The organism is Pseudomonas sp. 24 E 13 (genome assembly GCF_900004715.1).
Lineage (GTDB): Bacteria > Pseudomonadota > Gammaproteobacteria > Pseudomonadales > Pseudomonadaceae > Aquipseudomonas > Aquipseudomonas orientalis_A.
Map to the genome: position 1 here is coordinate 1 of NZ_CVTO01000048.1, position 14,664 is coordinate 14,664.

At 61.2% G+C, this 14,664-nt stretch carries 13 protein-coding genes; 7 read left to right on the plus strand and 6 right to left on the minus strand.

Going from position 1 to position 14,664, the window contains the following annotated elements; all coding sequences use genetic code 11:
* The 3 genes from acpA to BFP90_RS01745 form a co-directional block, all read left to right on the plus strand.
* Positions 1-837, plus strand: an 837-nt coding sequence (acpA, locus tag BFP90_RS01735) for an acid phosphatase (RefSeq protein ID WP_141688898.1), incomplete at its 5' end; no start/stop codon positions are given.
* A 122-nt stretch (positions 838-959) separates the two neighbouring features.
* Positions 960-2,129, plus strand: a complete 1,170-nt coding sequence (locus tag BFP90_RS01740; RefSeq protein ID WP_065895807.1) for a hypothetical protein — start codon at positions 960-962, stop codon at positions 2,127-2,129.
* A gap of 141 nt (positions 2,130-2,270) precedes the next feature.
* On the plus strand, positions 2,271-2,795 hold the full coding sequence (locus BFP90_RS01745) for an SET domain-containing protein-lysine N-methyltransferase (protein WP_065895808.1): 525 nt from the start codon (positions 2,271-2,273) through the stop codon (positions 2,793-2,795).
* Here the strand turns inward: BFP90_RS01745 and can are convergent.
* Positions 2,792-3,436, minus strand: coding sequence for a carbonate dehydratase (can, locus tag BFP90_RS01750; RefSeq protein ID WP_003188288.1), 645 nt, complete (start codon positions 3,434-3,436; stop codon positions 2,792-2,794). The genes BFP90_RS01745 and can overlap by 4 nt on opposite strands.
* A gap of 138 nt (positions 3,437-3,574) precedes the next feature.
* Between can and BFP90_RS01755 the strand changes: the two genes are divergently transcribed.
* Positions 3,575-3,979, plus strand: a complete 405-nt coding sequence (locus tag BFP90_RS01755) for a serine kinase/phosphatase (protein ID WP_065895809.1) — start codon at positions 3,575-3,577, stop codon at positions 3,977-3,979.
* Between the two features lie 545 nt (positions 3,980-4,524).
* Here the strand turns inward: BFP90_RS01755 and rimI are convergent.
* Positions 4,525-4,977, minus strand: a complete 453-nt coding sequence (gene rimI / locus BFP90_RS01760) for a ribosomal protein S18-alanine N-acetyltransferase (RefSeq protein ID WP_003188286.1) — start codon at positions 4,975-4,977, stop codon at positions 4,525-4,527.
* The gene (locus BFP90_RS01765; protein WP_065895810.1) at positions 4,970-5,713 is read right to left on the minus strand and encodes an energy transducer TonB; all 744 of its coding nucleotides are present in this window, start codon (positions 5,711-5,713) and stop codon (positions 4,970-4,972) included. The genes rimI and BFP90_RS01765 overlap by 8 nt, the downstream gene beginning before the upstream one ends.
* A gap of 187 nt (positions 5,714-5,900) precedes the next feature.
* Between BFP90_RS01765 and mksB the strand changes: the two genes are divergently transcribed.
* From mksB to mksF, 3 genes are read left to right on the plus strand one after another with little or no spacing between them, the layout of a single operon-like run.
* Positions 5,901-7,178 (plus strand): Mks condensin complex protein MksB, encoded by a 1,278-nt coding sequence (gene mksB / locus BFP90_RS01770; protein ID WP_057725923.1) that lies wholly within the window; start codon positions 5,901-5,903, stop codon positions 7,176-7,178.
* Positions 7,168-7,875: an Mks condensin complex protein MksE gene (mksE, locus tag BFP90_RS01775; RefSeq protein WP_065891759.1), complete on the plus strand. Its 708-nt coding sequence runs from the start codon at positions 7,168-7,170 to the stop codon at positions 7,873-7,875. Before mksB ends, mksE begins: the two co-directional genes overlap by 11 nt.
* Positions 7,872-10,712: an Mks condensin complex protein MksF gene (gene mksF / locus BFP90_RS01780; protein WP_065895811.1), complete on the plus strand. Its 2,841-nt coding sequence runs from the start codon at positions 7,872-7,874 to the stop codon at positions 10,710-10,712. Before mksE ends, mksF begins: the two co-directional genes overlap by 4 nt.
* Positions 10,713-10,888: 176 nt before the next feature.
* Here mksF and BFP90_RS01785 read toward each other — a convergent pair whose 3' ends face one another.
* From BFP90_RS01785 to BFP90_RS01795, 3 genes are read right to left on the minus strand one after another with little or no spacing between them, the layout of a single operon-like run.
* Entirely contained in the window at positions 10,889-13,192 is a 2,304-nt protein-coding gene (locus BFP90_RS01785; protein ID WP_065895812.1) for a PqiB family protein, read from the minus strand.
* Positions 13,185-13,808 (minus strand): paraquat-inducible protein A, encoded by a 624-nt coding sequence (locus BFP90_RS01790; RefSeq protein WP_065888081.1) that lies wholly within the window; start codon positions 13,806-13,808, stop codon positions 13,185-13,187. The genes BFP90_RS01785 and BFP90_RS01790 overlap by 8 nt, the downstream gene beginning before the upstream one ends.
* Positions 13,795-14,454: a paraquat-inducible protein A gene (locus BFP90_RS01795; RefSeq protein WP_065888082.1), complete on the minus strand. Its 660-nt coding sequence runs from the start codon at positions 14,452-14,454 to the stop codon at positions 13,795-13,797. Before BFP90_RS01795 ends, BFP90_RS01790 begins: the two co-directional genes overlap by 14 nt.
* Between the last annotated feature and the right edge of the window lie 210 nt (positions 14,455-14,664).

A 14,664-nucleotide genomic window follows, 5' to 3' on the forward strand; every position in this document is an offset into this window, starting at 1 on the left:
CCGCCGCAGTTCGGCCCCAGCGCCCTGACCCCGGACGGTTACGCGGTCAACACACTGGCGCCGCCCTACTGGCCGACCTGGATCCGCGACCCGCAAAACCCCGATTACTCCAAACCGGACCTGCCCAACGTGCTGGTGCCGCAAACCCATGAACACATTGGCGACAAGCTCTCGAAAAAGAATATCGACTGGGCCTGGTACGCCGGCGCGTGGCAAGCCACCCTCGATCAATTCAAGGACTCGGGCGGTATTCCCAAAATCCCGAACTTCCAGTATCACCATCAGCCGTTCAACTACTTCAAGCAGCAGGGCCCCGAGCACCGCGCGGAACGTGACAAACGCCTGCGCGACGGCGGCCTGGGCGATGAAGCGAGCACCAACAGATTCTTTGCCGATGCCCAGGCGGGCAAACTTCCCGCTGTGACGTTCTACAAGCCCCAGGGCAACCTGAACATGCACGCCGGCTATGCCGATGTGGCCTCGGGCGACCGCCATATCGTGCGTGCCCTGAAGGTGCTGCAGGAAAGCCCGCAGTGGAACAACATGGTGGTGGTGGTGACCGTCGATGAAAACGGCGGCTGGTGGGACCACGTGGCACCGCCCAAGGGCGACCGCTGGGGCCCGGGCACGCGGGTTCCGGCGCTGGTGGTGTCGCCGTTCGCGCGCAAAGGCACGGTTGACCATACGGTGTACGACACCGCCTCGATCCTGCGCTTGATCACCCGCGTGTTTGAACTGGAAACCCTGGACGGCCTCAAGCAAAGGGACGACGCAATGCGCGCTCGCGGCCAGAAACCCATGGGGGATTTGAGCAACGCCCTGCAGTTCAGCGTTTAGGTTCACGTATCCAATCGCGACACGCGCAGCGATTTAGCACGCGGTTTTCCTGGTCAGCCGCTACTGTGTGAAGGTGGGCTTTCATCCCGCGCAGACGGGCTTTCGCTGACAAGGAACCAACCATGTTCAAATCGACCAGACTGGCCTTGACCCTGGCCGCACTGTTGGCCAGTGCGGTCGTACAGGCCGACATCGAAGTACCGTTGGGCAGCACGCAACGTGTCACCCGATTATTTGCGTTTCCCAATAACTGCAACGTGATCTGCTTTCGGCCCTGGACGCTGGAGCAGACCGCCGAGCATTATTTGAACCAGAGCCTGCAACGTGACGGCTACAGCCGGGCGAAGGTCAGCGTCAAGGTCCATGACGGCCAGGTCGCAGCAACCTTCAGCGGCGTGCCGGACGGCTACGGCAAGCCCCTGATCACCTTGCTCGATACGGCTGACCTGGCGTACCACGGCGCCAGCCGGCTCAACAGCGACGGCAAGTGGGCCTACAACTGGTACCTGTTCCTGCCGTTGGGCATGGCCTTGGAAAACCGCAAAAGCATCGAGCTGCTGCACTTCCCGCCGGACTACTCGCTGACCCAGGCCCAGGACTATCTGGAATCGGCCACCACCGACCGCTGGGCAACCTTGCTCACCAGCAACGGCATTGCTGCCGGCGACACCCCGGCCTATCAGACCATTATCGATATCGCGCCCATCGCCGCCCCGTCCAATGCCGGTAAAGACCTGGAAGCGGTCTACAGCTATTTCACCGACTACCAGACGCGCATGGTCAAGGAGTTGAGCCTGCGCCCGGACGGTGCGTTGCCAATGGTGGCCTTCGGCGCGCCGGTACGCAGTTGGATCAAGCAACAATACGGGCAAACCGTGGCGGTGCTGGGGCTGGCGCAGATCAGCCCGGAACCGGGCAAGCCGGTTTCGGTGCTCGGTGCCAACCACCCAAGTTATATCTGGTACGCCGCCAGCCCGGACACCTATGACGGCAATGAGCAAAAGGCCGATGAGGCCGGCCTGAAAGTGATGGGCCAGGACCTCAGCGCGGCCTGCTGGCAAGCCGGCATGGGCCAGAAACCGGCCAGCGACGCGAATGTGTTGCTCAAGGCATGCATGAATACCTGGCAGGTCACGCGTAAAGAGCAGACCTGCGAGTTGTTCTACACCTCGGTGCGCAACCTGACGGCGGAGCAGGCCAACGCCAAATGCGCCACGCCCCCCCTCAAGGAACAGTTGAAACAGCTGCGCAGTCCCGCGCCGCTCCCCTCTCTCGCGCCACCCGCGCTGTAAGCCGTGGCAACGATTTCTACTGTCATATTTGACAGTAGAAATCGGCGGCGACTTGGGCGAGTCTTGGGCGGCACCCGTTTACTGCAAGAGATTGGCCGTCAGTTAACGCCCGCAGTTCCATGCAGCCCTAGGAGGAGAGAGATGAAAACTCGCGCCAGGGATAAGGCTGAAGCGGCTGTGTATGACAGCCTTTACCCGTTCAAGACGCTGGGTGTCGACGAGGGTTACCCCTCGAGCGAACACTTCCAGCTCGTGCAAGGCACTCAGGGGACGCCCGCCGTCATCAAGGCCCGCGTCGCCTTCGGCAAAGGCGTGCGCATCGCCAGGATTTGCGGGTATGCCGTCAGCGAGCGCCGCCGGCATACGCTGCAGCTATCGCCACGCATTCACTTGTACGACGCCTGGTTCTGCGGCCTGTTGCAGCACTCGTGCAGCCCAAACGTGTTCCTGGACACCACTTACCTGGAACTGTGGACTGCACAGCCCGTCCCCGTCGGTACCGCGTTGACGGTTGATTACGCCGCAACCGAAGACGCGCTGTTCCGGCAGTTCGGCTGCCATTGCGGCGAGCCGAACTGCCGGGGCTGGATCACCGGCAGCAAGGAGCCGTTGAACGCCGAAGGCCAGGCCTACATGGCCTGGTGGCGCGAGCATCAACGGTCTTAGGCTTCGCCCAGCGGCCGCAGACGGTACTGCGGCGGCAGCTGCTCGAAGCCACTGATGGTGGTGTTCAAGCTCTTCCAGCGGCCATCCTTGATGCCGTAGATGCAGCCATGAATCGACAGGCTCTGCCCGCGGTGCCAGGCGTTTTGCACAATGCTGGTATGGCCGACGTTCGCCACCTGCTGAATCACGTTCAGCTCGCACATGCGGTCTACGCGCTCTTCTTCGGTGGGCAACTGGGCCAGCACGTCGCGATTTTCGTAGTAGAGATCACGAATGGTGCGCAGCCAGCCGTCGATCAGGCCGAACTGGCGGTCCTGCATCGAGGCACGCACGCCGCCACAGCCATAGTGGCCGGTGACGAGGATGTGTTTGACCTTGAGCACATCGACGGCGTACTGGATCACCGACAGGCAGTTGAGGTCAGTGTGCAGCACCACGTTGGCCACGTTGCGGTGCACGAACAGGTCACCGGGCAACATGCCGACGATTTCATTGGCCGGTACACGCGCATCGGAGCAACCGATCCACAGGTATTCCGGGGTTTGCTGGCGGGCGAGCTTGGCGAAGAATTCGGGATCTTCCTGTTTGATCGCATCCGCCCAGCGTTCGTTGTTATCTAGCAGGTCTTGTAGTTCGTTCATCAGGGAAGCCTCAGGAATGATGCGCAGTTTTGTGACTGACAAGCCCTCGTCCGGGTCACGCGTGGCGCAAATTAGCTTGAATCTTTGGGGCACACAGCCTGTCCACTCACTATAAGCCCCACAGTATGAGGATTGGCCATGACTGAATCACGACGTCCCTACGGCGCTGCGCAGCCCGAACCGATTGACGATAACGAAGACCGCATGGGTTCGATGCGCGAGCTCGATTTTGATGAAGAAGACCAGACGGCCCAGATCGGCGATGAAATCCCCAGTGACGAGCGCGAGCACCTGATGCCCGACGAGCGGGTGCGCGAAGCGGGCATGACCGGTGCTTCGACGGATGATCATGAGTCGACCGATGACGATATGAGCCCGGAAACCCTGATCCATGAAGATGGCGCGCGGGATGCGCGGGAAGCCGGTGAAGACAGCGCGGCTGACTACGATCTGAGCGTTGTGGGTGAAGAAGATATCGGCGGCGGAAATGGCCTGGACGAGGCCGAATTGGCCAACCTGGACCCGCTCGACGGCAAGCGCTGACACGGCGCAGTTCAACATGTGGGAGGGGGCTTGCCCCCGATAGCGGTGCGTCAGGCGCTTATTTGTCACTGATACACCGCCATCGGGGGCAAGCGCCCTCCCACATGGATTTCGGTGTTCAGTCGACTAACGTGCAGACCATGACGACCGCATATTCACAGCCGGGTAATAATCCCGCCGACGCCCCATCTGGCCCGCTCAACGGCAAGCGCTGACACAACGCAGTTCAACATGTGGGAGGGGGCTTGCCCCCGATAGCGGTGTGTCAGGCGCTTATTTGTCACTGATACACCGCCATCGGGGGCAAGCCCCCTCCCACATGGATTTCGGTGTTCAGTCGACTAACGTACAGACCATGACGACCGCATATTCACCGCCGGGTAATAATCCCGCTGGCGCCCCACCTGGCCCGCTCACCGGCAAGCGCTGACAAAACGCCGTCAAATGTGGGAGGGGGCTTGCCCCCGATAGCGGTGTGTCAGGCGCTTATCTGTCACTGATACACCGTTATCGGGGCAAGCCCCCTCCCACATGGATTTCGGTGTTCAGTCGACTAACGTACAGGCCATGACGACCGCGTCTTCGCGGCCGCCCACGGCAGGGTAGTAATCCCGGCGACGACCGATTTCATTGAAGCCATAGCGCTCATACAGGCGAAACGCGCCGGTATTGCTGTCACGCACTTCCAGGAAGCATTCGCGCGCGTTGGCCGCGTAGGCGCGGGACATCAGATGTTCCAGCAGCGCCAACCCCAACCCTCGGCCCTGGTTCTCCGGCTTGACGGTGATATTCAACAGGTGCGCCTCATCGAGGATGATTTGCACCACGCCATGCCCCACTTGCTGCTCGCCTTCGAACATCAGCCAGATCTGGTATTTGCCCAGGCCGTCGAGAAAGATGCCACGGGTCCAGGGGTGGCTGAACGCTGCGTATTCGATCTTCAGCACGGCGTCGAGGTCGGCCTCGGTCATCGGGCGAAAGGATAAAGCCTCACTCATCGGTTGTTTTCCAGCGCGCCATCAGCCGGCGCATGGCTTGCCAGACATCAGCCTTACGCTGTGGCTCTTCCATTAATAATTCCAGGCCCGGCAGCGCCCAGACCGAACCCAGGCCCTCGACCTGCAGTTCGCGGTACCAGGCTTCGGCATTGGCTTGACCGGCAAAGCGCACGGCGGGCAGGCCGATCAGCCACAGGCATACGCAAGGTTCGTCTTCCAGGCGTGCCGAGACAAAACTCTGTACAAAATCCCGCGCGGCTTCCGGGCCCTGGTCCATGGTGCCGCGCACCAACAGCGGCCAGCGCACCGGGTCGCCGACGATTTGCGGGCTGTCGGGCAGGCCGGCGGCGCGCAGCATATCCTTGAGCAGCAGGTAAGCGGGGTCGCGCGACTGGAAACGTTCGCCGGTGGGCAATTCCACCAGCAGCAGGCAACGGCCCGCGCGCAGCAGTTGCAGGGCAAAGCGTGGCGGCGGCACCACCGGGGCCTTGACCACCGGGGCCGCCTCCTCGGCAACTACCGCCTTGACCACAGGTGACGGGCGCGGCACCTCGATTTTCGTGCGTTCCACCGTCGCCCGCACGTCGGGCACAGGCTTGACCACCGCAACCGGCGCGGCGGCTTCCTCGCCTGAAGGCTCGAACGCCTCATAGGGCTCAGGCACCTGCAACAGCTCGGGCCGCGAGGGCGCGGCAAACGGCAGTTCGGTGCGGGGCAGCCAGTTGACCACCTGCATGGCGCTCAAGTAAGCGCGACGTCGGGACTCGATAAGCACAGCTCGGCCACTTGTGGATAACTAAAGAGCGGGGATTCTACCGCTGTTCGGCAACAATCGCCCACTGCACACTGACCGGCTGTGGATAAATCCCGCGCCCGATGCAGTACAATCGCGACTTTTAATCGCCAACCAGCCGGCCATTCCCATGATCGAACCCAAGCGCGTCCTGCGCGCCCTCGCCGAACACTGGGCCTTACTTGAGCCACTGTGCGAACACTTCGACCAAGGCACCCTGAGCCTGAGCGAACTGCGCGCGCAACTGGCCGCCCAACAACTGGACAGCACGCCCCAGGACATCACCAGCCTGCTGGACGTGTGGATTCGCCTGGATATCCTGGTGCCTGTCGCCAAGAGCCCGAACCGTTTCGAGCTCAATGCGCAGATCCACGACTTCCTGGCTTATCTGCGCAAGGAGCACCGGCTTGGCCTGTGCCTGGAAATCGAAGCCTACCTGCGCCACCTCGAGCGCCTGGCCGGTTATATCCAGGACGCCTTCGACATCCGCGATGGCCACGACCTGGCCCGCCAACTGCGCCTGCTGGATATGCGCGTGCGCGATGTGCTGAAAAAACTCGCCAACGACGAACAGGCCCTCGCGGCCGTGGCCGACCGCGCCAAGACCAGCGACCGCCAGATCCCGTTGCGCCAGCGCTACGCCGAGGTGCTGGCCACCTGGGACGAATACGTCGAGCCGATGATCCAGTTGGTGAACGCCGACGGCGCGTTCGAACAAGGCGTGCGCAAGGTCGAGAATGTGCTGCTGCGCATGCTCACCGAGCAGCAGCGCCTGGGCCAGTTGGTGGACGACGACATGCTGCTGCGCACCCATGCTCGCATCCTCGAGATGCAGACCAGCGCCCAGTTGACCTTGCGCCATGCGCGCGAGCTGCTGTTGCCGCTACGCGAAGAGGCCCGCCGACACAATGCTGTGACCCGCGGCGCGGCGCTGGCCCTGTCGGCGATCCGCCGCAAAGGCCTGGACGCGGTGCCGCAGGCCGCCATGCCGCTGTTCACCCGCCCGCAAAGCACCTTCCTGGGTAGCGCGAGCCAGGTGGAAGCCTATGTGTATGCCCTGGCCAATTTCGAGCCGAAACCGGCGCGCTTCCCCAAGGCGCACAAAACCCACAAGGGCGAAGCCCAGCGCGCGCCGCGAACGGTCAAGGAAATGCTCGAGCGCTGCGAAGACGCCCTGCCGATGCCGGACCTGATGACCTGGCTGCTGGAGCAGGAACCGGACGGTGCCACCGACGAGTTGCTGTACTGGTTCTCGCGGCTCTCGCGGGAAAAACGCTTCAAGCGCGAACGCCTGGAGCGCCGCGACTATCACACACACGAGCACCAGGTCAGCCTGCGCTCCTTCGCCCTGCTCCCGGCCGGCGTTGACGCCACCGAGAATTCTGCGAGCACGCCTTATGCATCTTGATCTATCCGAACTGTCCCAGCTGGCACCGATCTTTCGCGAGCTGTTCAAGGGTTACCACGTCAGCCGTCGCGACCCGGAGCTGTACGCGCAGCTGTCGAACTTCCAGGACCAGTACCGCACGCTGTTCAAGGCCCTGGGTTTCGAGCTGGTCTGCGATACCCGTGGTTTCTATTATTTCGTGCCGGATTCGGCCATCGCCAGCGCGCAGGTGAACAAGACTGCGCAGCGTCTGGCCCTGTTCACCTTCATCCTCGTCGAGCACCTGGCCGACCAGGGCCGCGACCCGGTCGCCGTGCTCGATGGCGGCAGCCTGGGCCGCGACGAGCTGCCGTCGTTGCTGGAAAAGTACCGCGACCTGTTTATCCAGGCCGAAGTGCAGACCCAGGAAGAACTGGAAGAAAAAATCATGCGGCGCATGACTCAGCTGGGCTTTGCCGGCGAAGACAATGGCATCTATCGCTTCCTGCCACCGATGCATCGATTCCTCGATGTGTGCCTGTCGGTGCAGCAGGACCGCGATCTCGCCGCCAGCGTGCACAGCGTATTGCCGCTGCCAGTGCCGGTGATCATCGACGCAGACAGCGATGAAAAACTGCTGGAGACCGACGACCCGCTGGACCTGAGCGACTTCGCTGAGGAAAGCGAAGAAGACGCCCTCGCCCGCGCCATTGCCGAAGAACAGGAGACCGACGCATGAGTAAGGAACGCTACGGCATACGCCGCTTCGCCCTGTTGAACACCGCCGGCTACAGCCTGGGCTTGTTCCCGCTGGAAGAGCCGCTGTCGGTGTATGGCGCGAACAACCTGGGTAAATCCGCGTCGATCAACGCCTTGCAGTTCCCGATCCTGGCGCGCATGTCGGACATGAGCTTCGGCAAGTACACCCTGGAGCAATCGCGGCGCTTCTACTTTGCCACCGACACCAGCTACATCCTGGTAGAAGTCTCACTGCCCCACGGCCCGCACGTGATTGGCGTGGTCGGGCGCGGTCCGGGCGGTGGCTTCGGCCACCAGTTCTTCGCCTACGCCGGCAAGCTGGACCTGGCCCACTATCAGAAAAACGACACCTGCCTGCGCCAGAAAGAACTGTTCACCAACCTTGAGCGCGAAGGCCTGAAAGCCTATGAACTCAAACCCGATGAACTGCGTCGCTTGCTGGTAGGCGGCCATACGTCGATTCCGCTGGACCTGACGCTGATTCCGCTGCGTTCCACCAGCGAACAAAGCCTGAAAACGTTCCGCGCGCTGTTTATCAACCTGCTGCACATGCGCGAAATCACCGCGGCCAAGCTCAAGCAATTGTTCCTCGATGCGTTCGAACACAGCTTGCGTTCCGGCAGCGTCGATTACATCGCCGCGTGCGAAGAAGCCTTCCGCGATGTGCGGCGCATGGAGCAGGACTACCACTCGCTGGTGGCCGCCGGGCCGTTGGTCGAAGCGCTCGCCAATGGCGTGAAACAGCGCGATATTTTGCGCGGCAAATTGCATCGTCTGTCGCCGTTGCTGGATTCGCTGCTGGGCACCTGGTCGGACTACGCCAGTGCGCGCAAGGAAGAGCTGACGATCCAGGCCGAGCACTATCGCAACGAGCAGGATGCGCTGCAGCACGACCAGCGCGGCGGCACCCAGGAGCTGATGCGCCTGGAGCGTGAGATCAGTGGCATCCAGCGTTGGTTGGGCGAGCTGTCGGTGCTCAAGCATCGCTTTGCGCTGGTCGATGATGTGAGGGTGCTGGAGCAGCAGTTGCTCGCGGCCAAGGATGCTCACGACGAGTTGGCGGGCGCCCTGGCGCAGTCCCGGCAATTCAGCGCCGAGGACTTGGACGAGCGCCTGCGCGACCTGGAAAAACGCTTGAAGTCGGTCAAGCAGCAGCTGGACCACGCGGACAACAACAGCTACGCCAAGCTGCGCGAAGAATTCTCGCAGCAGGACGTCGAGCGCCTGATGCGCCTGTTCAACAGCTCCTTGTTCAGCCTGCCGCTGGGCGAGCACGGCATCACGCTGGACGAGGACGGCCAGTGGGTCAAATCCCTGGAGCAGATCCTCGATGGCTTCAAGGGCGAGCGTTTCGAAGTGCCGGGGCTGTCCATCGACATCTCGCACATTGAACCACCGGCGTTGCAGGCGCTGGCCGATCGCGCGGCACTGCGCGATCAGAAAGAGCGTCTGGAAAAAGAGCTCAAGCAACTCAAGACTCAGCAAGCCGTAGCCTCCGATCGCGCCGCGAGCAAGACCCAGACCGAAGCGCTGTACCAGCAGGTGCTCGACGCGCAGAAGGCGCTGGAGGATTTCCGCCGTGCGCAAACCCTGAGTGCGGAAGAAGGCGAGAAGCTGGAACACCTGGCGCAGATGGAAGCGGCCCAGGACGAACTGAAGCGCTCCAGTGATGCGTTCACCGAACGCGTCCAGCAGTTGTCGGCCAAGCTGCAACTGGTCGGTCGCCAGATCGGCGATATGGAAGCCAAGCAACGCACGCTGGACGACGCCTTGCGCCGGCGCCAGCTGTTGCCGGCGGACCTGCCCTTCGGCACGCCGTTCATGGACCCGGTCGACGACTCCATGGACAACTTGCTGCCGCTGCTCAACGACTATCAGGACAGCTGGCAAGGTCTGCTGCGCGCCGATGGCCAGATCGAAGCACTGTATGCGCAGGTGCGCCTCAAGGGCGTGGCCAAGTTCGACAGCGAGGATGACATGGAGCGTCGCCTGCAACTGCTGATCAACGCCTATGCGCACCGTACCGACGAGGCCTTGACACTGGGCAAGGCACGCCGCGCAGCGGTCACGGATATCGCCCGGACCTTGCGCAATATCCGCAGCGACTACGACAGCCTGGAACACCAGCTGGCGTTGTTCAACCGCGAGATCAACAAGCGCCAGGTCTCCAACCTGCAGAGCTTTCGCATCGTGCTGGCGCCGAACAAGGAAGCTCTCAAGCACATCGACCAGATCATCCACAGCGCCGGTCAGTATGAAGAAGGCGAGACGTTGTCGGTGTTCGATCTCAGCCAGAGTGCCGAGCAGGACAACAAGAACGAAGAAGCCAAGGAATACCTGGCCCGCCTCGTCGCAGCCAACCATAACCAGTTGGGCCTCAAGGATTTGTTCGAACTGGCGTTCGAGATCACCAAGGTCAACGGCCAGCCGGTGATTCATACCGATATCGATGGCGCCGCGTCCAACGGCACCACCATGACCATCAAGGCACTGACCAACATGTACTTGTTGCTGCACTTGATGGACCGCGAACAAGCCGGGCGTGTGCGCTTGCCGTACTACCTCGATGAGGCAGCGGATATCGATGAGAAGAACCAGGCCGCGCTGCTGGAAACCAGCCTGCAGCTGGGTTTCGTGCCGATCCTGGCCAGTGTGAAGCCGCAGGTGTCCGCCCAGGTGGCGATCGACCTGGAAGGCGGCAGCGGGCCGAACGGGATCTACATTGATGAGGCGGACTGGAAATATATTCGTCGACATGATGCGGTGAAGGCGACGATTAACGTGCAGGCCGATGAGCCGGAGTTGGATGAAGTCTGACGTGTAGCGTTGAAAGGCAAAAAGGCCGCGATCTTTTGGATCGCGGCCTTTTTTTTGGGCTGGGGTTTTGTGTTGGATTTGAGGGCCTCATCGGGGGCAAGCCCCCTCCCACATTCTGATGTGTGAATACATTCAAAGTGTGGGAGGGGGCTTGCCCCCGATGGCCGCGCCTCGATCTACTTACCCAGTGGAATCTTGGGCGCCCAGGTCAGCCACTCATCCTCGAACTTGTCGAACAGCGCAAAGGTCTGCTGCGGCCGCGCCGGGTTGCCCATGCGTTCGCCATCAGGCGTGGCAAAGGCAATACCGCCGGCAACCAGCGTCTCCAGGGACTCGGTACGCACCGTCGCGCCCTTGAACAAGCCGAAGTCGAGCCCGAAGCCGCTGGTGTTCCAGAAGCGGCTGCCACTGCGGACCAAGGGTGCGTACTTGGGCTCGATGAGGATATGCACCAGGACACGGTCGGCGGTCTGCCCCAACTCATAGCCGGTGACTTTGCCCACGGTGACTTCACGGTAGGTGACGGGCACGCCTTCCTTGAGCGAACCACGGCGCGCGGCGCTGAGCGTCAGTTTCAGGCCAGCCTCCTGATGTGCGGCCTCAGGCGGTTGCGCAAGGGCGACAAAACTCTTCTGCGGGCCGGCGTTTTTCGTCGCCGGTTGCACTTCGATGTACTGCCCGGTGACCAGGGTCTGCAGGTTCGCCGTCTTCATCAGGCCCAATTCAGGTTTGACCACCCAGAACTGACTGCCCGCCCGCGCAATACGGTCGGCCACTTGAGTGATACGCGCGCTGAGCAGCACCGATTGCATGTCGGCACTCAGGTCCACACTTTCGATCTTGCCCACGTCCAGGCCTTTGAAGCGTACGGGCGTGCCAGGGCTCAAGCCGTCGGCGCGGTCAACCTTGATGGTGACCAGCGTGCCGTGCTGATTGGCAGCGTCGCGATCGGCAAACAGGCGGAAACGCGGGATGTGCCTTTTCAGCGGCACATTCGGTTCCGGCGTTTCAAAAGCAATACCACCGGCCATCAGGCTGGCCAGGGATTCACTTTTCACCTGAATACCGCTGGTCAGCCCGCCGGTGAGGGTGACACCGCTGGCATTCCAGAAACGGGTCGAACCGTTGACCAGGCTTTCATACTCTTTCTCGATGTGAACACCGATCACCAATTGCTTTTTCTTGCGTGAGAACTGGTAGCTCTGTACCGAACCGACCTTGACCTGCTTGTACAGAATCGGGCTGCCGACATCCAGCGAGCCCAGGTTGTCGGTGAGCAGCACCATGTGCAGGCCCGGCGAGCGCAGGTCCAACGGTGGCGCCTTGGCGCGAGCCACGTATTCACGTTGTGGCGCGGTGCCCTTGTCACCGGGGCGGATGGCGATGTAGTTGCCTTTGACCAAGGCCTCCAGGCCGGTGATGCCGGCCAGGGAGATGGACGGTTTGACCACCCAGAATTGCGTGTCCTGCACCAGATAGTCTTCGGCCAGGGGATCGAGGGTCAATTCAGCGCTGGCACTGGACAGGTCCGGGTCGATCTTCAGGGTTTTCAGGCTGCCGACCTCGATACCCTTGTACATCACGGGCGTACGTCCAGCCTGCAGGCCTTCGAAATCGGTGAGCTTGACCTTGACCTTGATGCCCGCGGCGGCGGCGTCGAAATCCTCGTACAAGCGGAACGGCAGGCTCGGGTCGGTTGGCGGGCTGTCCTTGCGATTTTCCGGCGTGGCAAAGGCGATACCGCCGGCAACGATGCTGGAAAGCGATTCGCTGCGGACCTTCACACCCGACAGATTGGCGTCGATGCTGATGCCGCTGGCGTTCCAGAAACGCGTGTGTTTGCGCACCAGGTTGGCATAGGTCGGTTCGATATAGACCTTGATCTCGACGGTACTGTGGTCCTCGGACAACAAGTAGCTTTTGACCTGCCCCACCTGGATCTGCTTGTAGAACACCGGGCTGCCCCGGTTCAGCGAACCCAGGCGATCAGCCTTGAGCGTCAGGTGCAGACCAGGCTTGGCATCGGATAACGGCGGCTCCTCGGAGAGCGCCTTGAACTTGCGGGTCGGCTCACCATCCCCCGGGCTTGCGGCGATGTAGTTACCCGACACGAGGGTTTCCAAACCAGTGATACCGGCGAGGCTGACGCTGGGCTTGACCAGCCAGAAGCGAGTATTGGTCCTGAGGTATTGCTCGACATCCTTGTTCATCTCGATGGTGGCAATCACCCCGCGATTGTTGCCTTCGTCATCCAGCGCCAAGGCTTTGACCTTACCCACCGTCATGCCTTTGTAGACCACCTCGGTCTTGTTGACTTGAATGCCCTCGCCGCTTTCAAAGCGGACCTGGATCTCGAGACCTTGCTGGGAGTAGGCACGCCAACCCAGCCAGCCACCAATGATCAGGGCAATCAGCGGCAGCACCCAGATGGCCGACCAATTGGATGCAGGGCGGGTTTTAGCTTTAGGCAAATCACTCATGGTCGTCATCCGACTCCGTGTTATCCCAAATCAGTCGGGGATCGAAGGTTACTGCGGCAAGCATCGTCAAGATCACCACACTGGCGAACGCTGCAGCGCCGAGATTGGCCTCGACACTGGCAAGTCGCCCAAAGTTTACGACCGCCACCAGGATGGCGATCACGAAGATATCCAGCATGGACCAGCGACCGATGAATTCGATAAAGCGGTACATGATAATGCGTTGTTGCGCGGACAGCGGCTGACGGCGCTGTACCGAAAACAGCAGCAGGCCGATGCCCACCAGCTTGAACGTGGGCACCAGGATACTGGCGATGAACACCACGGCGGCAATGGGGAACATGCCGTGCTGTACCAGCTGGATCACGCCGGACATGATGGTGCTGGGATCGCCCTGGCCGAGGGAGTTGACGGTCATGATGGGCAGCAGGTTGGCGGGGATATACAGGATCGCCGCCGTGATCAGCAATGCCCAGGTACGTATGAGGCTATTGGGGCGACGTGCGTGGATCAGCGCACCGCAACGGCTGCAGAGTTGCTCATCGGCGTCCGCGTCCTGCTTGTTCAACTCATGGCATTCCGTACAAACCAGAATGCCTGCATCAATCGCCCGCATGGTCATCCTCTCCCGACAACGCCTGCCAGATCTGATGAGGTGACATCACCACCTCGAGCAGGACCTGGACCATTAAAAGACTGACAAAGCACGCCAGACCCAGGCCGAGCGTAATGGAGGCCATGTCCGCAAGCTTCACAAGCGCCACCAGGACGCCCATCAAGTAGACCTCCAGCATCCCCCAGTCTTTCATATGGTGGTAGATGCGGTAGAACAACAGTCCGTAACTGCGACCGATGTTCCAGCGGATGCTGAGCAGCACGGCCAACTGGCACAGCAATTTGAGCAGGGGAATACCCATGCTGCAAAGGAAAACCACGATGGCAACCCCTTGCATACCGGTGTTGAACAGGCCGACCACGCCGGTCCACACGGTGTCCTCTGAGGACTGCCCGAGTAGATTGAGCTGCATGATGGGTAAAAAGTTCGCGGGTATGTACAGCAATAATGCTGCCAGCACCAAGGCAAGGCTTCGCTCAACGACATTGTGACGGTGCGCGTATAGCTCGTAGCCACAACGTGGGCATTGAGCTTTTTCACCGAGGGCGAGCACGGGCTTGCGCATCAGCAGGTCGCACTCATGGCATGCCACCAAGTCATCCAGCGGTAAGTCCGACACCTGGAGGGCATCAACCGGATCGGGCATAAATAGGGCTCTGGCTCTAAAAAAGGTTAGGTACCTATTCTAGTGGTCTGGTTCAGAAATAACTGTGCAAATTTGTCGGCGAGGAATGCTTTTCGAGCGCCCAAAACAAAACCCCTGTTTGCGTTAGCAAACAGGGGTTTTGGAATTTAATCTTGACGATGACCTACTCTCACATGGGGAAACCCCACACTACCATCGGCGATGCATCGT

Bases quoted from the DNA above. Each gene is read 5' to 3' on its own strand.
- BFP90_RS01740 (WP_065895807.1), top strand. From the start codon at position 960: ATGTTCAAATCGACCAGACTGGCCTTGACCCTGGCCGCACTGTTGGCC.
- BFP90_RS01785 (WP_065895812.1), bottom strand. From the start codon at position 13,192: ATGAGTGATTTGCCTAAAGCTAAAACCCGCCCTGCATCCAATTGGTCG.
- BFP90_RS01795 (WP_065888082.1), bottom strand. From the start codon at position 14,454: ATGCCCGATCCGGTTGATGCCCTCCAGGTGTCGGACTTACCGCTGGAT.
- BFP90_RS01745 (WP_065895808.1), top strand. From the start codon at position 2,271: ATGAAAACTCGCGCCAGGGATAAGGCTGAAGCGGCTGTGTATGACAGC.
- rimI (WP_003188286.1), bottom strand. From the start codon at position 4,977: ATGAGTGAGGCTTTATCCTTTCGCCCGATGACCGAGGCCGACCTCGAC.
- BFP90_RS01790 (WP_065888081.1), bottom strand. From the start codon at position 13,808: ATGCGGGCGATTGATGCAGGCATTCTGGTTTGTACGGAATGCCATGAG.
- mksB (WP_057725923.1), top strand. From the start codon at position 5,901: ATGATCGAACCCAAGCGCGTCCTGCGCGCCCTCGCCGAACACTGGGCC.
- can (WP_003188288.1), bottom strand. From the start codon at position 3,436: ATGAACGAACTACAAGACCTGCTAGATAACAACGAACGCTGGGCGGAT.
- BFP90_RS01755 (WP_065895809.1), top strand. From the start codon at position 3,575: ATGACTGAATCACGACGTCCCTACGGCGCTGCGCAGCCCGAACCGATT.
- mksE (WP_065891759.1), top strand. From the start codon at position 7,168: ATGCATCTTGATCTATCCGAACTGTCCCAGCTGGCACCGATCTTTCGC.
- mksF (WP_065895811.1), top strand. From the start codon at position 7,872: ATGAGTAAGGAACGCTACGGCATACGCCGCTTCGCCCTGTTGAACACC.
- BFP90_RS01765 (WP_065895810.1), bottom strand. From the start codon at position 5,713: ATGCAGGTGGTCAACTGGCTGCCCCGCACCGAACTGCCGTTTGCCGCG.